The sequence below is a fragment of the Falsiroseomonas sp. genome, from assembly GCF_041690465.1.
Classification (GTDB): Bacteria; Pseudomonadota; Alphaproteobacteria; order Acetobacterales; family Acetobacteraceae; genus Falsiroseomonas.
Genome location: NZ_JAWLHG010000010.1, coordinates 120766 through 140638 on the forward strand (window position 1 = coordinate 120766; position 19873 = coordinate 140638).

General features: G+C 72.6%; 20 protein-coding genes and 1 riboswitch. Of the genes, 8 read left to right on the forward strand and 12 right to left on the reverse strand.

Features of this window, described 5'->3' with window-relative positions; all coding sequences use genetic code 11:
- Window positions 1-84 precede the first annotated feature (84 nt).
- Window positions 85-408 (forward strand): hypothetical protein, encoded by a 324-nt coding sequence (locus ACESM1_RS12635; protein WP_372620556.1) that lies wholly within the window; start codon window positions 85-87, stop codon window positions 406-408.
- Window positions 409-476: 68 nt separating this feature from the next.
- Window positions 477-1151 (forward strand): hypothetical protein, encoded by a 675-nt coding sequence (locus ACESM1_RS12640; protein ID WP_372620558.1) that lies wholly within the window; start codon window positions 477-479, stop codon window positions 1149-1151.
- 37 nt (window positions 1152-1188) lie between these two features.
- Here ACESM1_RS12640 and ACESM1_RS12645 read toward each other — a convergent pair whose 3' ends face one another.
- From ACESM1_RS12645 to ACESM1_RS12660, 4 genes are all read right to left on the reverse strand, one after another.
- Complete coding sequence (locus ACESM1_RS12645) at window positions 1189-1626, reverse strand: DUF2171 domain-containing protein (protein ID WP_372620559.1); 438 nt, start codon at window positions 1624-1626, stop codon at window positions 1189-1191.
- A gap of 14 nt (window positions 1627-1640) precedes the next feature.
- Complete coding sequence (locus ACESM1_RS12650; protein ID WP_372620561.1) at window positions 1641-2687, reverse strand: SDR family oxidoreductase; 1047 nt, start codon at window positions 2685-2687, stop codon at window positions 1641-1643.
- Window positions 2688-2757: 70 nt separating this feature from the next.
- Window positions 2758-3798 (reverse strand): ABC transporter substrate-binding protein, encoded by a 1041-nt coding sequence (locus ACESM1_RS12655; protein WP_372620563.1) that lies wholly within the window; start codon window positions 3796-3798, stop codon window positions 2758-2760.
- Window positions 3799-3854: 56 nt separating this feature from the next.
- Window positions 3855-4958, reverse strand: a complete 1104-nt coding sequence (locus tag ACESM1_RS12660) for an ABC transporter ATP-binding protein (RefSeq protein WP_372620565.1) — start codon at window positions 4956-4958, stop codon at window positions 3855-3857.
- Window positions 4959-5071: 113 nt separating this feature from the next.
- On the opposite strand from ACESM1_RS12660, the gene ACESM1_RS12665 reads away from it, so the two are divergent.
- From ACESM1_RS12665 to ACESM1_RS12675, 3 genes are all read left to right on the forward strand, one after another.
- On the forward strand, window positions 5072-5443 hold the full coding sequence (locus tag ACESM1_RS12665; RefSeq protein ID WP_372620567.1) for a YqjD family protein: 372 nt from the start codon (window positions 5072-5074) through the stop codon (window positions 5441-5443).
- 12 nt (window positions 5444-5455) lie between these two features.
- Entirely contained in the window at window positions 5456-5890 is a 435-nt protein-coding gene (locus ACESM1_RS12670; RefSeq protein WP_372620569.1) for a hypothetical protein, read from the forward strand.
- 73 nt (window positions 5891-5963) lie between these two features.
- Window positions 5964-6968 carry an enoyl-CoA hydratase/isomerase family protein gene (locus tag ACESM1_RS12675; RefSeq protein WP_372620571.1) on the forward strand — a complete coding sequence of 335 codons (1005 nt, stop codon included), beginning with the start codon at window positions 5964-5966 and terminating at the stop codon, window positions 6966-6968.
- Window positions 6969-6986: 18 nt separating this feature from the next.
- Here the strand turns inward: ACESM1_RS12675 and ACESM1_RS12680 are convergent, their stop codons facing one another.
- Together ACESM1_RS12680 and ACESM1_RS12685 are read right to left on the reverse strand one after the other, a co-directional pair.
- A complete protein-coding gene (locus ACESM1_RS12680) occupies window positions 6987-8099 on the reverse strand; it encodes a 2-aminoethylphosphonate--pyruvate transaminase (RefSeq protein ID WP_372620572.1) in 1113 nt (370 codons plus the stop codon).
- A gap of 128 nt (window positions 8100-8227) precedes the next feature.
- Window positions 8228-8851, reverse strand: coding sequence for a DUF1194 domain-containing protein (locus tag ACESM1_RS12685; RefSeq protein WP_372620574.1), 624 nt, complete (start codon window positions 8849-8851; stop codon window positions 8228-8230).
- Between the two features lie 252 nt (window positions 8852-9103).
- Here ACESM1_RS12685 and ACESM1_RS12690 point away from each other — a divergent pair, with 252 nt between their 5' ends.
- Together ACESM1_RS12690 and ACESM1_RS12695 are read left to right on the forward strand one after the other, a co-directional pair.
- On the forward strand, window positions 9104-9697 hold the full coding sequence (locus ACESM1_RS12690; protein WP_372620627.1) for an exopolysaccharide biosynthesis protein: 594 nt from the start codon (window positions 9104-9106) through the stop codon (window positions 9695-9697).
- 22 nt (window positions 9698-9719) lie between these two features.
- Window positions 9720-10343, forward strand: a complete 624-nt coding sequence (locus tag ACESM1_RS12695) for an exopolysaccharide biosynthesis protein (RefSeq protein WP_372620575.1) — start codon at window positions 9720-9722, stop codon at window positions 10341-10343.
- An 81-nt stretch (window positions 10344-10424) separates the two neighbouring features.
- Here the strand turns inward: ACESM1_RS12695 and ACESM1_RS12700 are convergent, their stop codons facing one another.
- A complete protein-coding gene (locus tag ACESM1_RS12700) occupies window positions 10425-10733 on the reverse strand; it encodes a hypothetical protein (RefSeq protein WP_372620577.1) in 309 nt (102 codons plus the stop codon).
- A 72-nt stretch (window positions 10734-10805) separates the two neighbouring features.
- Window positions 10806-11026, forward strand: a riboswitch (cobalamin riboswitch).
- A 144-nt stretch (window positions 11027-11170) separates the two neighbouring features.
- On the opposite strand from ACESM1_RS12700, the gene ACESM1_RS12705 reads away from it, so the two are divergent.
- On the forward strand, window positions 11171-13120 hold the full coding sequence (locus ACESM1_RS12705; RefSeq protein ID WP_372620579.1) for a TonB-dependent receptor plug domain-containing protein: 1950 nt from the start codon (window positions 11171-11173) through the stop codon (window positions 13118-13120).
- On the opposite strand, the gene ACESM1_RS12710 is transcribed toward ACESM1_RS12705, so the two are convergent.
- From ACESM1_RS12710 to ACESM1_RS12730, 5 genes are all read right to left on the reverse strand, one after another.
- The gene (locus ACESM1_RS12710; protein ID WP_372620581.1) at window positions 13051-14247 is read right to left on the reverse strand and encodes a hypothetical protein; all 1197 of its coding nucleotides are present in this window, start codon (window positions 14245-14247) and stop codon (window positions 13051-13053) included. The two genes, ACESM1_RS12705 and ACESM1_RS12710, sit on opposite strands and share 70 nt — an antisense overlap.
- A complete protein-coding gene (locus tag ACESM1_RS12715) occupies window positions 14244-15575 on the reverse strand; it encodes a TldD/PmbA family protein (RefSeq protein ID WP_372620583.1) in 1332 nt (443 codons plus the stop codon). The genes ACESM1_RS12710 and ACESM1_RS12715 overlap by 4 nt, the downstream gene beginning before the upstream one ends.
- Before the next feature lie 27 nt (window positions 15576-15602).
- Window positions 15603-16868: a M16 family metallopeptidase gene (locus tag ACESM1_RS12720; RefSeq protein ID WP_372620585.1), complete on the reverse strand. Its 1266-nt coding sequence runs from the start codon at window positions 16866-16868 to the stop codon at window positions 15603-15605.
- 20 nt (window positions 16869-16888) lie between these two features.
- Window positions 16889-18295 (reverse strand): threonine synthase, encoded by a 1407-nt coding sequence (thrC, locus tag ACESM1_RS12725; protein ID WP_372620586.1) that lies wholly within the window; start codon window positions 18293-18295, stop codon window positions 16889-16891.
- 245 nt (window positions 18296-18540) lie between these two features.
- A complete protein-coding gene (locus ACESM1_RS12730) occupies window positions 18541-19776 on the reverse strand; it encodes an argininosuccinate synthase (protein ID WP_372620587.1) in 1236 nt (411 codons plus the stop codon).
- Window positions 19777-19873: the final 97 nt, after the last annotated feature.

Here is a 19873-nt window from a genome sequence, read left to right on the forward strand (position 1 = left end):
CTGACGGCCGCCGGGCCGGCCAGGGCGCGAACCGCAGGGCGGTGATTCACACGCCGTTCAGGCCCCTCCGGCAGTCTGGACGCCATGCGCCGCCTGCTCCTGCTGCCGCTCCTCGCCATGCCGATGGCCGCACCGGCGCCCGCCGCCGCGCAGGATCCGCCATCCTGCACGGCCGAACGCGCCGGCGTGGCATCCTGCATGGCGGGCAAGCTCTGCCGCTGCGACTTCGCCCGCGGCGGCACGCTCTCCGGGCGGCCGGATGGCTGGCGGTGGGATTGCGGCGTGCTGCGCCCGGCCTGCGGCGAGGCGCTGCCGCAGGGCGGCAGCGGCATGTCGCCGATGCTCCAGCCCGAGGTCTTCCTCTATCTGCCCCCGCCGCCGGCCACGCTCTCCCGCCCCGGCCGCTGAACCGATGGACGGCGCGCGGCGGCGCACGCAGGATGGGCTCGCGGCAGGATTGAACAGGGAGGCGCCGGATGAGCGGTCTCAGGATGAGCGCGGGCGGCGTCGCCGACCTGATGCGCGTGAAGGAAGCCGAGGCAAAGGCGGCCGGCGCCGATGGGCTCGACCTGAAGCTCTCGGCCGAATCCGGCATGGATGCGCGCGACATCATGTTCCTGCGCGGCTTCACCCGGCAGCACGGGCTGATGATCGTGTTCCGCTGCCCGAAACGTAGCGCGCGGGCCTTCCACGGCACGCTGCCCGGCAAGACCTTCGCCACCAAGGCCAAGTCGAACGAGGAGACCGGCACCGTGCTCGGCCATGGCGGCCATCTCATGGTCTCCGACTACGACATGATGAGCATGTGGCGGCATGAGGGAACCGGCTGGCGCAAGATCTACGTCTCCGCCCTCGAAGCCGGCGCCCCGCGCGGACCGTGGAGCGTGGAGGCGCGCGAGCTGGTGCGGGCGATGAACCGGACCCTGATCACCAGGCTGCAGCATGGCTGCCAGGACGACTTCCACAACGCCGGGAAGAACCCCGGCGTGAAGATGGCCGACCATTTCCTGGCGATCCGCGCCGGCGATGGGGTCTATCTGCCGACGCCGATCTACTGCGAGAACTTCTACGCCGCGCACGCCCTCTACTGGCCGTACCTCTCGAACGGCAAACACCGCGGCCACGGGCCGGCGGGCACGATGGGCGGGTAGAGGGGAACGCGGAGGGACGTCCCTCCGCCATAAAAGGCTACACCTTTCCCCTACCGCTCGGGTCCATGTTGGGGTCGCCGGGGAAGCCCTCGCCGCCGCCGGCCCCGCCGGGGCTGCCGGCGTCGCCGGTGCCCGCGCGCTGCGCCATGGTGCCGCCGCCATGGACGTTGCCGGTCAGCGGCCCGCGCGCCTCGCCGGGGCGGCCGCGCTCGGCGAGGCCTTCCTCCATCCGGTCGGGATGGCCGCCGCCGGCGGCCATGGCGCGGGCCTTCGCCGCCTCCAGGCCGAGGCGCACCCGGCCGGGCTCCACCTCGGCGATGGCGGAGAGCGGGATCATCCGGTGGCCGCCGAGTCCGGCCGGATCGTCCTCGCGGGTCAGCTTCAGGTGGCCGGGCTCCAGCCGGTCCACCGTGCCGACATGGCCGCCATCGCTGCCGACGACGTCCATGTGCGGCGTGATCGGGATGTCAGGCATGCGCGTCTCCCGCCTCAGAACCAGTGGCGCCGCGCCGCGCGGGCGCGGCCGTTCCGCCGCCCCGCAAGCGCGCCGAGCGCCAGCGCGCCGGCGCCGGCCAGCGTCGCCATGGTGGCGAGCGGGTGCAGCTGCGCCTCCAGCAGCAGGCTCGACTTCCGATGCGGCTGGCCGCGCAGGTTGGACCGCTCATGACCGCCGGGCCGGCCCTCGTGGAGGTTGTCGCGCAGTCCGGGCCGGTTGGGCTGCCGGCTCGTCTGCACCGGCTTGCCGACCGCCTCCATCGCGTAGTCGGTGAGGCGGGGGAACAATGCGCCGGCCAGCGAGATCGCCGCGCCGCCCGCGCCGATGTAGAGGTCGCGCCGCGGATTCGTGCAGGCGAAGAGGATGGCGCGCGCCACCAGGCGTGGGTCATAGGTCGGCGGCGGCAGCTTCAGGCCGGGCAGCGGCGTCTCCAGCTTGGCGTGGTCCACATAGGGCGTGTCGATGCTGGACGGCTTGATGAGCGTGACGGAGATCGGCGCGCCGGCCGCCTCCAGCTCCATCCTGAACGCATCGGTGAAGCCCTTCACCGCGTGCTTGGTCGCCGAATAGGTGCCCTGGTAGATCATCGCGCGGTCGGACAGCACGGAGCCGAGATTGATGATCGCGCCGCAGCGCGCGCGCAGCCGCCGCGCCGCGATCAGGCTGCCATTCACCACGCCCCAGTAGTTGGTCTCGAACAGCCGGCGCTGGTCCTCGATCGGCGTGTCCTCGATGGCGCCGAAGGTCGAGACGCCGGCATCGTTCACCCAGGAATCGAGGCTGCCGAAGCTCTCCTCCGCCTTGTCGGCGGCGGCTTCCAGCGCGGCGGCATCCGCCACGTCGGCGACGTGGTACTCTGCGCGGCCGCCTGTCTCGCGGATCTCCTCGGCGATCTGGCGGAGATCGGGCTCGTCACGCGCGACGAGCATCACCGCGGCGCCGCGCGCGGCGGCCATGCGCGCGGTGGCGAGCCCGATGCCGGAACTGGCGCCGGTGATCAGGATGGTCTGCCGGGAAAGCGGCTTCAGACGCATGGGCATGGGCGCGACCCCCTTGGGTGACGGATCGCGAACGGGTGGCGCGGGGCGCGGGTTCCGCCTGCCGGCGTGCTCAGCCGCCGAGCCAGCTGTCGAAGCGCGCAGTCAGCCGGTCGATGTTGTCGAGCCAGAAACGGTCGCTGATGCGCAGCCTGCCCTCGGCGTTCTGCGGCGCCGTCGGCAGCTGGGCGAGCACCTGGCGCGACAGGCGCTCATTCGCGCCCCTCGCGGTGACGCCGTAGGGGATCAGCGGCGGCAGTTCCGCCTGGCGGTCGGCGCGGCCGACGAAGCGCAGGAAATCCATCGCGCGCGCCTTGTTCGGGCTGCCGCGCATGATGACCCAGTAGTCCAGCGTATAGAGGCTCTGCGACCAGAGGATGCCGAGATCCTGCCCGCCGGCATTCGCCGCGGCGATGCGGCCATTGTAGGCGCAGGCCAGCGCGACCTCGCCGGAGGCAAGCCAGCGCGCCGGCTCCGAGCCACGCTCCCACCACATTAGCACGTCGCGGATGGTGTCGAGCTTGGCGAAGGCGCGGTCCACGCCGGACGGGGTGGCGAGGGTGGCGTAGATCTCGGCGGCCGGCACGCCGTCGCCGAGGAGTGCGATCTCCAGCGTCACCTTCGGCCCGCGGCGCAGCGCGCGGCGGCCGGGGATGCGCTGCGTGTCGAAGATATCCACCCAGCCGCGCGGCGCCTGGCTGAGCCGCGTGCGGTCCCAGGCGAGGACGAAGGCGTAGATGATCGCGCCAACGCCGCAGCGATGCACCGCTTCCGGGATATAGGCGTCGGGGCCGCCGAGCGCGCCGATGTCGATCGGCTCGAACAGGCCCTCGGCGCAGCCGAGCAGCAGCTCCTCGCCTTCCACCTGCACCACGTCCCAGCTGTTGTCGCCGGCGGCCATGCGGGCGCGCAGCACGCCGATGCCGCCATCCCAGGTCTCCTCCAGCAGCCGCTGGTCGCCGGCCTGCATCCAGGGGCGGAAATAGGCCTCGCGCTGCGCTTCCTGGTAGGCGCCGCCCCAGGAGACGACGGTGAGGTCGCGGGTCTGGCCGCGCGCGGCGAAGGGCAGCAGCGCGGGCGCGGCGAGGGTGCCGAGAAGGAGGCGGCGGCGCATCACGCCTCCGGTCGGCGGAGGATGCGAAGCGTCCGGAGCCGTGAATCGGCGGCGCATCAGGAAACCCCTTCGCGGAATGCGCGCGCCTCGTCGGGCGCCCAGGCGAGCGCGACCTCGCTGCCCGGCGCGGGCAGCGCCTCGCCCACCGGGCGGCGGGCGACGATCTCGGCGCCGTCGGGCAGCGCAAGCCGCAGGCGGATGTGGTCGCCCTGGAACAACGCCTCGGCGAGCCGGGCGGACAAGGCGCCCGCCGGCGCGGAGGCGACGGAAACCGCCACGCGCTCCGGCCGCACCATCACCACGCAGCGCGTGCCGGGTTCCACCGCGCCGGCCAGCCGCGCCCGCACCTGCGCCCCGCCATCGAGGCGCAGCACCGCGCCTTCCGGCGCAGGCCGCAGCAGCGTCGCCGGCAGGCGGTTGTTCTCGCCGACGAATCCGGCGACGAAGGCGTCTTCCGGCTCGTCGTACAGCGCGCGCGGCGTCGCCACCTGGCGCAGCCTGCCGCCGGCGAGCACGGCAATGCGGTCGGACAAGGTCAGCGCCTCCGACTGGTCGTGCGTCACATAGAGCATGGTGAGGCCGAGGCGCCGGTGCAACGTGCGGATCTCGTGCTGCATCTCCTCGCGCAGCGCCTTGTCGAGCGCGCCGAGCGGCTCGTCGAGCAGCACCACCGGCGGCTCGAACACCATCGCGCGGGCGAGTGCGACGCGCTGCTGCTGGCCGCCGGAAAGCTGCGCCGGGCGGCGGTCCGCCAGATCGGGCAGGCGCACCATCTCCAGGGCGCGGGCGACGCGCTGCGCCCGTTCGGCCCTGGGGATGCCGCGTGCCTCCAGCGGGAAACCGACATTCCCGGCCACGGTCATGTGCGGGAACAGCGCGTAGGACTGGAACACCACGCCGATGCCGCGGCGGTGCGGCGGCAGGCGCGCGATGTCACGCCCCTCCAGCAGGATGCGGCCGGCATCCGGCGTCTCGAAGCCGGCCAGCAGCATCAGCGTGGTGGTCTTGCCGGAGCCGGAGGGGCCGAGCAGCGTCAGCAACTCGCCGCGCGCGACATCGAGGTCGAGGCCGTCGAGCGCGGCCGGCGGCGCGACAGCGCCACGCACCGGCGCGGCGTAGCTCTTGGAGACGCCTTCGAAGCGCAGCAGCGGACCATCCATGGGGCGGGAGGCTCCGCGTGCCCCCGTGGCCTGTCAACCGGCCGGCCAGGGAAACCGGCTCGCCCCCGAAGCGTTCGAGCCGACAACGACAGTCAGAACGAAAGGGACCCCGCATGTCTCAACCCTATGGCGAAATCCCCAGGGCCGGCGAACCCGACCCGATGCGCGACATGCGCGACACCGCGGCCGCTGCGGGCGAGCGGATGTCGGAGGATGCCCGGGCCGAACTCGCCCGGCTGCGCGCCCAGGTCGAGCGGCTGATGGAGGAGCGCGTGACGCCCGCCCTCGGCAGCGCCGCCGAGACGGTGGAGGATTATTCCAGGCGTGCGCGCGAACGGATCGAGGAGAATGCCACCGCGCTGTCCGACACGGTGCGGGAGCGGCCGCTGCTGGCGGTGGTGGCGGCGGCGGTGGGCGGCTTCCTGCTCGGCCGCCTGATGGGCGGCACCACCTACGTCTATACCAGCGACCGCCACCATCGCTGAGGCCCCGGCGAGGTGCGTCTGATCGCCTTGGCCCGCGCCGCCTTCGAGGCGCAGGGGCTGCACCTGCGCCGGGTGGCGCGCGCGCGCGGCATCCAGGCCGCGCTCGCCGCCACGGCGGCCGTCTTTGCGCTGATGCTGCTGCTGATGCTGCACGTCGCGGCCTTCGCTGCGCTGGTGGACGATTGGGGCGCGCCCGGCGCCGCCCTGCTGGTCGCGGCCGGCGACCTGGTGCTGATGGTGATCATCGGCATCGCCGCGGGCCGCGCCGGGCATGACAGGGTGGCGGAGGAGGCGCTGGTGGTGCGCAACGAGGCGATGCGCCAGCTCGGCGACAGCGCCGCGCGCGCGGCGATGCTGCTGCCGCTGCTGAAGAGCCAGGGCGCGAAGAAGGGGCTGATCGGCGCGGCGGTGACGGCGCTGGTGCTCGGCATCCTGTCGCGCCGCTGATGCCGGCGTGGTGGCTTGCCCGCCCCTCCCCGATTCGCTAGCCCCGCGCGACACCACCGCGAGGGGACCGCGCATGGCCGAGACACCGCAACCCATGGCCGAGCCCAGCGTGATCGCCCGCCGCGAGGGTGCGGCCGGCACCATCCTGATGAACCGCCCGCGTGCGCTGAATGCGCTGGATGGCGGGATGATCGAGCAGATCACCGCCGCGCTGCGCGCGTTCCGCGACGATCCGGCGGTGCGGCTGGTGGTGCTGGAAGGGGCCGGCGGGCGCGCCTTCTGCGCCGGCGGCGACGTGCGGCGGATGCGCGAACTGGCGCTGGCCGGCGACGCCGCCGCGATCGAGGCCTTCTTCGCCGGCGAATACGCGATGAACTTCGCGATCGCCGAGTTCCCCAAGCCCTGGATCAGCCTGATCGACGGCGTCTGCATGGGCGGTGGCATCGGCGTCTCGGTGCATGGCAGCCACCGCGTCGTCACCGAGCATGCGATGCTGGCGATGCCGGAGACGGCGATCGCGCTGTTCCCCGATGTCGGCACCTCCTTCGTGCTGCCGCGGCTGCCCGGCGCGCTCGGCACCTGGCTGGCGCTGACCGGCGCGCGGCTGAAGGGCGCGGAGGCGGTGGAGGCCGGGCTGGCGACGCATTTCGTCCCACGGGCCGAGCTTCAAGCGCTGCGCGTGGCGCTGCTGGAGGGCGATGCGAAGGCGGTGGACCGCTTCGCGCAGCCGGTGGCGCCCGGTGCGGTGGCGGCGCAGCGCGCGGCGGTGGATCGCTGCTTCGGCCATGCGTCGCTTGACGCCATCCGCACCGCGCTGGAAGCGGAGGGGACCGACTGGGCGCGGGAGCAGCTGGCGATCCTCGGGAAGATGTCGCCGACCAGCATGGCGGTGACGCTCGAGCTGCTGCGTCGCGGTGCCGGGATGACGCTCGCCGAATGCCTGGCGATGGAGCTGGCGCTGACCCGCACGGTCACGCGCCACCCGGATTTCGCCGAGGGCGTGCGCGCCGTGCTGGTGGACAAGGACAACGCCCCGCGCTGGGCGCCGCAGGCGGATCTGTCCGCGATGTTCGGGTAGCGGGGCGGCGCCTTCGCGTCAGGCGGCGTGGTTGCCCACGCGCATCTCGGCGAGCGTCGCCTCCATCTGCTTCAGCGCGAAGCGCATGTCGTCGGCGTCGATGGCGCCGATGCAGCCGATGCGCATGGTCGGCGCCTTGGTCGTGAAGTGGTTGCTGATGACCACGCCGCGCGACTTCACGCCGCGCAGGAAGCGCGCGAAGTCCCAGTTCGGGTCCTGCGGCTGGTGCACCACCACGATGATCGGGCCCTGGTTCGGCCGCTCCACATAGGGCCGGAAGCCGAGCGCCTGCAGCCCGTCATAGGCCACGTCGCGCGTGGCGGCGTAGCGTGCGAGCCGCGCGGGCTGCCCGCCCTCCGCATCGTAGAGGTCGAGCGCCACGCGGAAGGCGCGCAGCGCCTGCACCGCCGGCGTGAAGCGGAAGCTGCCCCAGCCGTCGCGCAGCGCGTGGCGATACACGTCGTGCAGGTCCATCACCCAGGAACCCGCATTGCCCGCCGCCGCCTCGACGCGCCCGATGGGCGCCACTGCGAAGCCGAAGCCGGGCAGGCCCTCGATGCATTTGTTGGAGGTGAACACCACCACGTCGCATTCCGGATGGTCGGCGATGCGGAAGGGCAGCGCGCCGAAGCCGGAGACCGCATCGCAGATCAGCCGCCGCCCGGCCGCGCGGATCACCGGGCCGAGGACCGCCGGATCGTTGACGATGCCGGTGCCGGTCTCGCTGACCACGACGGCGACATGCGTGACGTCGGGGCTGGCGTGCAGCGCGGCCGCCAGCTTCTCCGGCGGGCAGGGCTCGTTGTCGGGGTGGTGCAGCGCCACGACGACGCGCCCGGCCTCGGTCGCCAGCCGCGCGAGACGGTCGGCATAGCCGCCATTCTGTACCACCATCAGCCGGCCCCCGGCGGGGACGAAGGTGCGGATCGCGGCCTCCACCATCATGTGGCCGCAGCCCGGCAGCGGCAGCGAGACATGCTCGCCCTCGACGCCGCCGGCGATCTTCACGATGCGCGGGCGCATGGATGCGTATTCGGCGCGGAACTCGTCGTCCCAGGGGGCGATGTCCTCGGCCATCACGGCGCGGACCTCGGGGCGGGTCTGCACGGGGCCGGGAAGCAGCATGAGCATGGAAGGGGTCCGTCGCTGGCGACGCGTCTGCGGGAAGGCGGCGGGTTATGCGACGGGCCGCAGGGGCAAGCAACCAGTGAGCCGGCCGATTCAAGGCTACAGGCGGCGCCCTCCGCCGGTCGGGTCGCTCAGGCAACCAGCAGGCCGCCACCCAGCTCGCGGCGCAGCTTGCGCAGGATGGCATCGGCGAAATCGGGGTAGTCGGCGCAGCTCATCGCGAAGCTGCCGGGCCCGCCGATCACCTCGGTGGCGTAGTGGTCCAGAAGGTCGGGCTCCTCGTTCAGGATCGCCAGGCCGTTGATGGTGATGCCGGCATCCACCGCCAGGTCGCGCACCGGGCCGGGCGGCTGGCCCTGGTTGTGGCGGCCATCGCCCGAGACATCCAGCACCAGCCGCGCCGTGGCGTCCGGGAAGGCGCCGAGCAGGGCAAGGCCGGCGGCCATCCCCTCCCCCAGCGCGGTGGCGCCGGCGCGCGGCAGGCGGGGCGTGTCCGCGATTGCCTGGGCGAGCGCCCCGGCGGCCTCCGGACCATCCAGCCGGGTCCAGCCGACCGCCAGGTCGCGCTCGCCGATGCCCGACCAGAGCAGCAGGCAGATCGCCGCCGCCCCGCGCGGGCCGGAGGTGGCGGCGGCCAGCACCGAGGGGTCGCGCAGCGCCGCGGCGGTGCCGCCGGCCATCAGGGCGAACTCATCGAAATCCACGCTCGCCGAGACATCCATCGCGAGGCAGAGGGCGACATCCACGGGGTCCATGCGCCGCCTTGTCGCAGAGCCCCGGCCGTCATGTCATCTGCCGGTTGCGCACGGCGAAGCGGCCGCCGCCCACTCGCACATGCGTGAACAAGGCCCCTGTCGGCAGGCGCCGCCGCATGCTACGTCTCGTGCGGGGAGAGCCTTGGCCATAAAGGCCGCACGTGTCCGGAACGGGAGGGGCGTACCATCGAAGGCCTGCGCGAGGCGACGACCGCGAAGCATGCGGACGCCCACGCCCTCCCCGTCTCCGAACTGGTCTGCGGCATAGCGCGTGGCTGGCCGCGGGAACGCCTGACCCTCGGCGAGCTGATCGAGGCGCTCGGCCCGCGCGGCTACGGCGTGCTCATCGTGCTGTTCGCCCTGCCCAATCTGCTGCCGGTCTACATTCCCGGCCTGAGCCCGATCTTCGGCTTCCCCCTGATGATCATCTGTGCGCAGCTCGCCTATGGGCTGCCGAGCCCGCGGCTGCCGGTGGTGCTGACGCGCCGTTCCATGCGGCGGAGCGACCTGCTGCTGATCACCGAGAAGGCGCTGCCCTGGCTGCGCCGGGTGGAACGCTGGGTGAAGCCGCGCCCCTCGGTGGTCACGAGCCAGCTCGGCGAGCGTCTGATCGGCGTCTGGGGCGTTCTGCTCTGCATGATCGTCGTCGTGCCGCTGCCCTTCACCAACGGCCCGCCCTCGCTCGCCTGCCTGATCATGGCGATCGGGCTGATGGAGGAGGACAGCGTGACCATCCTGGGCGGCGCGCTGTTCGGCGTGGTCGCCGCCGTCATCGGCCTGTCCGTCATCGGCAGCGTGGGTTGGATCCTGATGGCAGGCTTCAACTGGCTGTTCGGACTGCCCTGAGATCCCCGACGCCCACCCCCCGATGACCGCCGAGCGCATCCCGCACGCCGAAGATACGGCGCCGATCTCGCGCATCGTGGCCGAGGTCGCCGCCGCGCTGCCGGGCGAGCGGATCACGCTCGGCGAGATGGCGGAAGCCTTCGGCGACCGCGCCTTCGGCCTGCTGCTGCTGCTGCTGCTGCTCCCCGGCCTGCTGCCCGGCATGGCCAGCGTGTTCGGCCTGCCGCTGCTGCTGCTCGGCGTGCAGATGGGGCTCGGGCTCCGGGTGCCGAAGCTGCCGCGCATCCTGGCGCGGCAGAGCATCAAGCGCACCGACCTGCTGCGGCTGGCCTCCGCCTCCTCGATGGGGCTGAACCGGATCGAGCGCTTCATCCGCCCCCGGCCCGGCTTCTTCACCGGGCCGCTGGGGGAGCGGATCATCGGCTGGCTGACCGCCTATGTGGCGATCATGCTGATCCTGCCGGGGCCGGGCACCAACGGCCCGCCGGCCTTCGGCAACATCGTCATGGCGCTCGGGCTGATCGAGCACGACAGCAAGGTCACCGGCTGGGGCGTCGGGCTGACGGTGGCGGGCTGCATCTTCGCCACGCTGGTGCTGGGGCTGCTGGGCTGGCTGGGGATGGAGGCGGTGCAGCGGCTGTTCTAGCCCGGCGATCGCCCGGGGTGTGCGCACCGCGGCTGGGCACGCCAGGGCGCCACTCGCCGGCTCCTGAACGGCTGGACGGGCTCAGCGGCGCAGCTTCGCCAGCGTGTCGTTCGGCCAGCGATCGGGGACGGGATGGCGCTCCAGCTGCTCCGGCAGGTCCCGCAGCCAGGGCGGCCGCTCGTCATCCTGCGACCAGCCGCGCAGCCGCGGCAGGCGAGCGCCGCCGAACGGGAAGAACGGCGCGTCGGAGGCAGGCCCGGCCACACCCTCGGGCAGGTTCTGCACGGTCCGCGGCGCACCGGCGGGCGCGGGCCCGGACAGGTCCGGCCCCGGCGCCGTGCCACAGGCCGCGAGGGTGAGCGAAGCCCCGATCAGAACCGTGCGCCACATGCGACATCCCTCTTTCCGGCATCCTCACACCGCCCGGGGCGGCCCGGCTTTGCGCGACCCGCGCGGCATGCTTAGCTCACTTCATGCATCGGTGGCCCGCAAGGGCTGAAACGGGAACGCGCGAAGACGGGAAGTTTCCCCCGTCCAGTCCGCGGCTGCCCCCGCAACTGTAGGCGGAGCCGTCCTCTCCATACGCCATTGGGTGCTGTCACCCGAGAAGGCGGAGGGGACCCCGGGGGGATCCCCCCGGCACTCCGCGAGCCAGGAGACCGGCCGGCGCAGAGACGTCCCGCGCGTGCCGGGCGGGGTGCACCGGCGCAACGAAGCGACAGCCGTCCGGCAACGGGCGGCGCTCGCCTTCGCCTGCGGCGACGACGCCAGCCGTCCCGGTCGGGTTTCCCGCCCGGGGCATGTCGTCACGCCGCACGGAGAGACCGATGCGCCGCCTCCTATTCCTCACCACCGCCCTGCTCTGGGTGCCATGCGCCCATGCCCAGCAGGCGATCCCCGACACCATCGTCACCGCCACCCGCATCCCCACCGAGGCCGAGCGGGTGCCCGCCGCCGTCACCGTGCTGACGCGGGAGGACATTGCCGAGCGCGGCTACCAGACGCTGGCCGAGGCGATGCGCGCCATCCCCGGCCTCAACCTGGTGCAGCAGGGCGGGCCGGGGCAGAACGCCACCGCCTTCCTGCGCGGCGCCGCCGGGCGGCACGTGCTGGTGCTGCTGGACGGCGCGCCGCTGAACGATGCCTCGGAGCCCAACGGCGCCTTCAACTTCGGCAACGAGCTGCTGGGCGACATCGAGCGCATCGAGGTGGTGCGCGGCCCGGCCTCGGCGCTCTACGGCTCCGGCGCGCTGGGCGGCGTGGTGAACCTGGTGACGCGCCGCGCGCCGCCGGGCACGCCGGCGCAACTCTTCGGCGAGCTCGCCGCCGGCACCCAGCGCACCGGCCGCGGGGTGCTCGGCGCCGCCGGCAATGATGGCCGGTTCGACTGGATGGTGACGGGCCAGGCACTCACCACGCGCGGCTTCAACGTGGTGCCGCGGCGGATGGCGACCAACCGCGGCGAGCGCGACGGGCTGGAGGCGCGCGCCGCCACCGCCCGCCTCGGCTTCCGCCCCGATGCGGGCAGCCGGGTGGAGGCACTGCTGCGCTGGCGGCGGAACCGGACGGAGCTGGACGACGCGCCCTTCTTCCGCCTGGACGACCCCAACTACACCGGGCGCGACCAGAACTGGTTCGGCCAGCTCCGCGGCGAGACCACGCTGCTCGACGGCGCCTGGACCACCGGCCTGCGCATCGCGGTGGCGCAGGACCGGCGGCGCTACCTGAACCTGCCGGACGCCGGCAATCCCGGCGACACCGACGACCTCTACCGCGGCCAGCGCCAGACCTTCGACTGGGGCAACCGGCTGCGGCTCGGCGATGTCGGGCCGTTCCAGGACACCGGGCTGGCCTTCGGCGCCACGCATGAGATCGAGAGCAGCGACAGCCGCTCGATCTCCGGCGGGCTGCTGACCACCACCGACGCGACGGCGCGCTCCACCGCGCTGCATGTGGGCGCGCAGGGGCGGCTGTTCGGGCGGCTCGACCTCTCGGCCGGGCTGCGCCACGACGCGGCGGAGGATTACGACGGCGCCACCACCTGGCGGCTCGGCGCGGTGCTGGCGCTGCCGGAGGTCGCGTCGCGGGTGCATGCCTCGGCGGGGACGGCATTCAAGGCGCCCTCGCTGTTCCAGCGCTTCGGCATCATCGGCGGCTTCTTCCGCGGCAATCCCGACCTCCGCCCCGAACGCTCCTTCGCCTGGGAGGTGGGGGTGGAGACCGACATCGCCGCCGCCGGCCGGGCGGATTTCGCGACCTTCGGCGCCACCTGGTTCTCGGCGCGCTACCGCAACCTGATCAACTTCAACTCGGCCTTCGATTCGCTGGAGAATGTGGACCGCGCGCGGGCGCAGGGGGCGGAGCTGTCCTTGACGCTGCGCCCCGCCGCCTGGCTCGGCCTGCGCGCGGCCTGGACCATCACCGAGACGGAGGATGAGAGCACCGGGCGGCAGTTGCCGCGGCGGCCGAAGAACGTGCTCGCGCTCTCGGCGCGCATCGCGCCGCTGCCGCGGCTGACGGTGGTGCCGGAGCTGGTCTTCACCGGCCGCGCGCTGGAGGGGCCCTTCGCCTCCTACGAGGACAGCGGCGCGCCGCGCTTCGGCGCGGCCTGGAACCCACAGGGGATGCTGCTGAACCTGACGGCGAGCTACCAGATCACCCCGGCGATCGCGGCCTTCGCCGAGGGCCGCAACCTCACCGACAGCCGCTACGAGCCGGCCAACGGCTTCGCGGCGCCGGGGCGGTCGGTGCTGGTGGGGACGCGCTTCGTGTTCTGATCGGGCGCCGCCGCCTGGGCCGGGTTCGGGGGGGCGGCCGCCGCGGCCAGCGCGGCGAGCCGCTCCGTCGCGCGGGCCAGCAGCGCCTCCTCGTTCTCCAGCACCCAGTGGTAGAGGCGGTCATCCTCGGCGTTCAGCGAGTGGATGTGCGCGGCGAGCGCCTCGTCGGGGACGATCTCGGGCGGCTTGGCGGGGGTGGCGTTCACCCAGATCACCTGCTTCGGGCGCGGCAGGCCGAAGGCATCGGCGAACAGGGCGGGGATGCGGTTCGCCGAGGCATGCGGCAGGACCAGCAGGTAGTTCCGCTCGATGCTGGCGCGCGCCGCCTCGAAGCTCGGGGTGCGGGCGAGTGCCATGCACTGGCCGTTGCCGACGAAGGAATAGCGCCGCGAAACCATGCGCCGCACCGCCTCCTCGACCGGGACCCCGGCATAGCGCGCGTATTCGGGATGCGCGACGCTGCGGCGCAGGAAGCCGAGGAAGGAGACCAGCCGGGCCACGGGATCGCGCACCGTGGCGATGTAGAGCGGCTGCCGCCCGAAGGCCTCCTCGTGGCCGCCATGGTGGATGTGGCCGGTCAGCAGCCGGATGCGGGCGCGGTGCTCGGGCGGGAGCTTGGCGGGCCTGGGCGCGTCCGCCGCGCGCAGGTCGAGGCAGGCGGGCGGGCCGAACAGCCGGCGGAACCCCTCGATCACCGAGCTGCCCGCGCATTTCTCGATATGCGTGTGGATGACGACGTGCCGGGCGAAGACCGCCGCCAGCGTCTCGGCGGCGCGGGCGCGCTGCGCGGCGGCGCGGGCGGGCGCGACGGCGCGCGCGGGCCTGGCCGGCCGCGTCGGTGGCTCGGCGGGCGCCGATGGATCGGCGGCGTTCGCCGGCGGGGCCGGCGCCTTCGCCACCGCACGCCCCTCGCGCTCCTTGGCGAGCCAGCGCTTGAAGACGATCGGCGCGTCGCGGTGCAGCTTGTCCGCGAATTCGGGGCTGGCCATGATCCAGCGCCGCAGCGCCTCCACCGTGCCGGCCGAGAGGCCGTACTCGTAAGCCTTCTCGTTCTCCGGCGGACGGCCGAGCAGGAAGCGGTAGGCGAACTCCACGCCTTCGCGCGTGATCGGCGTCTCCGTGCTCATGCGCCGGCCAGGGTCATCCCGTCGATGCGGATGGTCGGCGCGTCGGTGCCGCGCTTGAACTGCAGGTCGTCGGCGGCGGCCATGTGGAGGAACATCTCCTTCAGGTTGCCGGCGATGGTGATCTCGCTCACCGGCTCGGCCAGCGCGCCATTGCGGATCATGAAGCCGGCGGCGCCGCGGCTGTAGTCGCCGGTCACGCCGTTCACGCCCATGCCGATCAGGTCGGTCACGTAGAGGCCCTCGGCGATGTCGGCCATCAGCGCGGTGGGCGTCAAGGCGCTGGGCTCCAGCCAGAGGTTGGTCGTCGCCGGGCCGGGCGGGCCGCCGGTGCCGCGGCTGGCATGGCCGGTGCTGGCCATGCCGAGCTGCCGCGCGGCGCGCCAATCGAGGATCCAGGTGGTGAGCACGCCATCCTCGACGATGGCGCGCGGGATGCCCGCCATGCCCTCGCCGTCGAAGGGGCGGGAGCGCAGGCCGCGCGGCCGCGTCGGGTCGTCGCGCACCGTCAGGCCCTTCGCCAGCACAGGCTGGCCGAGCGATTCGCGCAGGAAGGAGGTGCCGCGCGCCACGGCGGCGCCGTTGATCGCGCCGGAGAGGTGCCCGAGCAGCGAACCCGCCGCGCGCGGGTCGTAGACCACCGGGATGCGCGCGGTCTTCGGACGCTTCGGGTTGAGCCGGGCGATCGCCTTCTCGGCGGCGCGGTGGCCGATGCCGGCGGCGTCCTCCAGATCCTCCAGATGGACCACCGAGGACCATTCGTAGTCGCGCTCCATCCCCGTGCCCTCGCCGGCCAGCGCCGTGCAGGACAGGCTGTGGGAGCTGCGGGCATAGGCGCCGGCGAAGCCGTTCGACATCACCAGCGCGATGTGCAGGTGCCCCCAGCCGGCGTCCGCACCTTCGCTGTTGGTCACGCCCTTGACCGCCAGCGCGGCGTCCTCCGCCGCGGCGGCGCGTTCGATCAGCTGCGCGGCACCGGGCTCGGCGGGATCCCACAGGTCGAGCGGCCTGACATCGCGCGGCGGGTCGAAGCGGTCGGGCAGGCCGCCGTAAGGGTCTTCCGGCACCACCTGCGCCATCGCCACCGCGCGCTCCGCCAGGGCGGCGAAGCCCTTGGGATCGGGGTCGGTGGCGGAGACGATGGCCTGGCGCTTGCCGCAGAAGACGCGCAGGCCGAGATCGGTGCCCTCCGCGCGCTCCAGCTGCTCGATCTTGCCGAGCCGGCGGGAGACCGAGAGCGAGGCGTTGCGCACGAGCAGCGCATCGGCGGAATCGGCGCCGGCGCGCTTCGCCGCGGCGACGAGGTCGGCAAGCCTGTCGAGTTCGTTCATGCGCGCCTCCTGTTCGGCATGCCGGCGCTACGCCGCCAGCTTCTCCGCGATCGCCGGCAGCGCCGGCACCTTGCCGGCCGGGCCGAGGGCGGCGAGCGTGGGCGTGGCGCGGAACATGCGCGCGGCGGCCTGCTGCACCTGCTCGATGGTCACCGCGGCGATCTTCGCCTTGGTCTCCTCCACCGGGATGATGCGGCCATGCACCTGCAGCTGGCGGGCCAGCTGCTCGCAGCGGCTGCCGGTGCTCTCGAGCGACATCAGCAGGCTGGCGCGGAGCTGCGCCTTGGCGCGGTCCAGCTCGTCCTGCGTCACGTCGCGCTGCACGCGGCGCAACTCCTCGACCGCCACCGGCACCAGCTCCTCCGCCTGGTCCTCGCCGGTGCCGGCATAGACCGCGAAGATGCCGCCATCGGCGAAGGGCGAGACGAAGGAATAGACCGAATAGACCAAGCCGCGCTTCTCCCGGATTTCCTGGAACAGGCGGGAGGACATGCCGCCGCCGAGCAGGGTGGAGAGGATCTGCGTCGGCATGTGCATCGCATCCGTCGCCGAGACCGAGGGGAAGCCGAGCACCAGGTGCACCTGGTCCAGCTCGCGGTCCTCGCGGAACTCGCCGCCGGTGTAGCGCGCGCCCTCGGCCTCGGCCGCGACGGCCTCGGGCAGGTCGGCGAAGTGGGTGCGCACCATGTCCAGCAGGTCGGCATGCTCGATGGCGCCGGCGGCGGCGACGACCATGCGGCGGTGGCCGTAGTGGCGGCGCATGTAGCCGGTCAGCGCCTCCCGGCTCATCGCCTTGATGCTCTCCTCGGTGCCGAGGACGGGGCGGCCGATCGCCTGGGAGGCATAGGCGGTGGACTGGAAATGGTCGAAGACGATGTCGTCCGGCGTGTCGTTGGCCTGGCCGATCTCCTGCAGGATCACGCCGCGCTCGCGCTCCACCTCCTCCTTGTCGCAGGCGGAATGGCAGAGGATGTCGCCGATGATGTCGGCGGCCAGCCTGGTGTCCTCCTTCAGCACCTTGCAGTAGAAGGCGGTGTTCTCGCGGCTGGTGTAGGCGTTGATGTGGCCGCCGACATTCTCGATCTCGCGCGCGATCGCCGCGGCGTCGCGCTTCGCGGTGCCCTTGAAGGCCATGTGCTCGAGGAAGTGGGAGACGCCGTTCTCCGGCGCCGTCTCATGCCGCGCGCCGGCGTCCACATAGGCGCCGATCGAGACGGTCTCGACACGGGGCATCGTCTCGGAGACGACGGTCAGGCCGCTGGGCAGGCGGGTGAGCTGGATGGCGTCGGTCATTCTGTTCCTGGCTGCAACGCTCAGGGGGCGTTGCGTCTGGCATGCGCCCGCACGAAGGCCTCGATGGCGTCGAGATCGGCGGGCAGGCGGGTGAGGCGTTCGGGCCTCTCATATAGGTCGGCCAGGCGCGAAGGCAGGGGGGGCGCGCTGCCGGTGGCGCGGCGCACCGCATCGGGGAATTTCGCCGGATGCGCGGTGGCGGCGACCACCAGCGGGATGGCCGGGTTCACCGGCGGCACCGCGAGCGCCGCGGCGGTGCCGACCGCGGTGTGCGGATCGGCGAGATAGCCGCATTCCCGGTGCAGGCGGGCGATCTCGGCCAGCGTGCCCTCATCGTCCAGCGCGAAGCCGCGGAAGATCTCGGCGGCGTCGCGCCAGGCGGCGTCCGGCACCGGCATGCGGCCCTCGGTGCGGAAGCGGCGCATCATGTCGGTGGTCTGCTCGGCGTCGCGGCCCAGCAGCTCGAACAGCAGCCGCTCGAAGTTGGAGCTGACCTGGATGTCCATGGAGGGCGAGAGCGAGGGCTCCACCCCGCGCACCGTCATGTCGTTGGCGGAGAGGAAGCGCGTCAGGATGTCGTTGCGGTTGGAGCCGACGATGAGCTGCGCGATCGGCAGCCCCATCCGCCGCGCCGCCCAGGCGGCGAGGACGTTGCCGAAATTGCCGGTGGGCACCGAGAAGGCCACCTCCCGGTCCGGCGCGCCGAGCGCCAGCGCGGCGGCGACGTAGTAGGGGATCTGCAGCGCGACGCGGGCCCAGTTGATCGAGTTCACCGCGGCCAGCCGCACCTCGGTGCGGAAGGGCGCATCGGCGAACATCGCCTTCACCAGATCCTGGCAGTCATCGAAGGAGCCGGCGATGGCCAGGTTGGCGACGTTCGGCGAAAGCACCGTGGTCATCTGCCGCCGCTGCACCTCGGAGGTGCGGCCCTCCGGGTGGAGGATGACGATGTCCACCGCCTCCCGGTCACGGCAGGCCTCGATGGCCGCCGAGCCGGTGTCGCCGGAGGTGGCGCCGACGATCGTCACCCGCTCGCCGCGCCGGGCCAGGGTGGTGTCGAACAGGCGGCCGAGCGCCTGCATCGCCATGTCCTTGAAGGCGAGCGTCGGGCCGTGGAACAGCTCCAGCGCAAAGACGCGGGTGTCGAGCTGGACCAGGGGGCAGATGGCGCGGTGGCCGAAGCCGGCATAGGCCTCGGCGAGCAGCGGCTTCAGCGCCGCCTCGTCCGGCTGGCCGCCGGTGAACAGCGCCAGGATGCGGGCGGCGAGCTCCGGATAGGGCAGGCCGCGCAACGCGCGCCATTCGCGGGAGGACAGCACCGGCCAGGACTCGGGCACGAACAGCCCGCCATCCTCGGCGAGACCCGCCAGCAGGACGCCTTCGAAATCACGGGGCGGGGCCTCGCCGCGGGTGGAGATGTAGCGCATGGGGCGGAAACTAGCCGGGCGCGCGGGCGGGGGCGAGGGGGTGGGTGTGTGGTCGCCAGCGGGGGCGCTGCCCCCACGCCCCCGCCGGGGAGCTTGAAGCTCCCCGGACCCCCACATCTGTTTTTCAACGCCGAAGGCGGAGGGGGCCGAAGTGCCCCCTCCGCCTTCGGCGTTAAACGGACGCAGGTCCAGGAGCCTCAGGCTCCTGGTGGGGGGGTGCAGGGGGGCAACGCCCCCCGCGGCGCCTACAGCGCCCCGCCCTTCCGCCCCGCCATCGCGCCGAGGCGCAGCCGCAGTGCGTTCAGCTTGATGAAGCCCTGGGCGTCGAACTGGTCGTAGGCGCCCTGGTCGTCCTCGAAGGTGACGTGCTTCATCGAGTAGAGGCTGTTGGGTGACTGCCGGCCCGTGACGATGGTGTTGCCCTTGTAGAGCTTGAGGCGGACCGTGCCCGTCACGCTCTTCTGGCTCTCGTCGATCAGCGCCTGCAGCATCCGGCGCTCGGGGGCGAACCAAAAGCCGTTGTAGATCACCTCCGCATAGCGGGGCATCAGGCTGTCCTTCAGATGCGCCGCCTCGCGGTCGAGCGTGATGCTCTCCATCGCGCGGTGCGCGACGTAGAGGATGGTGCCGCCGGGCGTCTCGTAGCAGCCGCGGGACTTCATGCCGACGAAGCGGTTCTCCACCAGGTCGAGCCGGCCGATGCCGTTCTCCTTGCCGAGCGCGTTGAGCTTCGTCAGCAGCGTGGCGGGCGAGAGGCGCTCGCCGTTGATGCCGACGGCGTCGCCGCGCTCGAACTCGATGGTGATCTCCGTCGCCTTGTCGGGCGCGTCCATCGGGCTGATCGTGCGCTGCCAGACCATCTCGTCCGGCTGGTCCCACGGCTCCTCCAGGATCTTGCCCTCGGACGAGCTGTGGAGAAGGTTGGCGTCCACGCTGAACGGCGCCTCGCCGCGCTTGTCCTTGGCGATCGGGATCTGGTGCTGCTCGGCGAACTCGATCAGGCGCGTGCGGCTGGTCAGCTCCCATTCGCGCCAGGGGGCGATGATCTTCACCTCGGGCTTGAGGGCGTAGTAGCTCAGCTCGAAGCGCACCTGGTCGTTGCCCTTGCCGGTGGCGCCATGCGCCACCGCGTCGGCGCCGACCTGCTCGGCGATCTCGATCTGGCGCTGAGCGATCAGCGGGCGGGCGATGGAGGTGCCCAGCAGGTACATTCCCTCGTACAGCGCATTGGCGCGGAACATCGGGAAGACGAAGTCCTTCACGAAGGTCTCGCGCAGATCGTCCATGAAGATGTTCTCGGGCTTGATGCCGAGCAGCAGCGCCTTATCGCGCGCCGGGCCGAGCTCCTCGCCCTGACCGAGATCGGCGGTGAAGGTCACCACCTCGCAGCCATAGGTGGTCTGCAGCCACTTCAGGATCACGCTGGTGTCGAGGCCGCCGGAATAGGCGAGCACGACCTTCTTCACGTCCTTGACACGCATCGAACGGGGATCCTCGGGGGTCCGGAAAAGGTGGCGGAACATGCCGCCGGCGCACGGCCCCCGCAAGTCCGCGCCGGGCGGCGGCGGGCATGAGACA

What these genes read in the sequence shown, in the direction of transcription:
- ACESM1_RS12635 (WP_372620556.1), top strand. Translation starts at nt 85, where the DNA reads ATGCGCCGCCTGCTCCTGCTGCCGCTCCTCGCCATGCCGATGGCCGCA.
- ACESM1_RS12640 (WP_372620558.1), top strand. Translation starts at nt 477, where the DNA reads ATGAGCGGTCTCAGGATGAGCGCGGGCGGCGTCGCCGACCTGATGCGC.
- ACESM1_RS12645 (WP_372620559.1), bottom strand. Translation starts at nt 1,626, where the DNA reads ATGCCTGACATCCCGATCACGCCGCACATGGACGTCGTCGGCAGCGAT.
- ACESM1_RS12650 (WP_372620561.1), bottom strand. Translation starts at nt 2,687, where the DNA reads ATGCCCATGCGTCTGAAGCCGCTTTCCCGGCAGACCATCCTGATCACC.
- ACESM1_RS12655 (WP_372620563.1), bottom strand. Translation starts at nt 3,798, where the DNA reads ATGCGCCGCCGCCTCCTTCTCGGCACCCTCGCCGCGCCCGCGCTGCTG.
- ACESM1_RS12660 (WP_372620565.1), bottom strand. Translation starts at nt 4,958, where the DNA reads ATGGATGGTCCGCTGCTGCGCTTCGAAGGCGTCTCCAAGAGCTACGCC.
- ACESM1_RS12665 (WP_372620567.1), top strand. Translation starts at nt 5,072, where the DNA reads ATGTCTCAACCCTATGGCGAAATCCCCAGGGCCGGCGAACCCGACCCG.
- ACESM1_RS12675 (WP_372620571.1), top strand. Translation starts at nt 5,964, where the DNA reads ATGGCCGAGACACCGCAACCCATGGCCGAGCCCAGCGTGATCGCCCGC.
- ACESM1_RS12680 (WP_372620572.1), bottom strand. Translation starts at nt 8,099, where the DNA reads ATGCTCATGCTGCTTCCCGGCCCCGTGCAGACCCGCCCCGAGGTCCGC.
- ACESM1_RS12685 (WP_372620574.1), bottom strand. Translation starts at nt 8,851, where the DNA reads ATGGACCCCGTGGATGTCGCCCTCTGCCTCGCGATGGATGTCTCGGCG.
- ACESM1_RS12695 (WP_372620575.1), top strand. Translation starts at nt 9,720, where the DNA reads ATGACCGCCGAGCGCATCCCGCACGCCGAAGATACGGCGCCGATCTCG.
- ACESM1_RS12700 (WP_372620577.1), bottom strand. Translation starts at nt 10,733, where the DNA reads ATGTGGCGCACGGTTCTGATCGGGGCTTCGCTCACCCTCGCGGCCTGT.
- ACESM1_RS12705 (WP_372620579.1), top strand. Translation starts at nt 11,171, where the DNA reads ATGCGCCGCCTCCTATTCCTCACCACCGCCCTGCTCTGGGTGCCATGC.
- ACESM1_RS12710 (WP_372620581.1), bottom strand. Translation starts at nt 14,247, where the DNA reads ATGAGCACGGAGACGCCGATCACGCGCGAAGGCGTGGAGTTCGCCTAC.
- ACESM1_RS12715 (WP_372620583.1), bottom strand. Translation starts at nt 15,575, where the DNA reads ATGAACGAACTCGACAGGCTTGCCGACCTCGTCGCCGCGGCGAAGCGC.
- ACESM1_RS12720 (WP_372620585.1), bottom strand. Translation starts at nt 16,868, where the DNA reads ATGACCGACGCCATCCAGCTCACCCGCCTGCCCAGCGGCCTGACCGTC.
- thrC (WP_372620586.1), bottom strand. Translation starts at nt 18,295, where the DNA reads ATGCGCTACATCTCCACCCGCGGCGAGGCCCCGCCCCGTGATTTCGAA.
- ACESM1_RS12730 (WP_372620587.1), bottom strand. Translation starts at nt 19,776, where the DNA reads ATGCGTGTCAAGGACGTGAAGAAGGTCGTGCTCGCCTATTCCGGCGGC.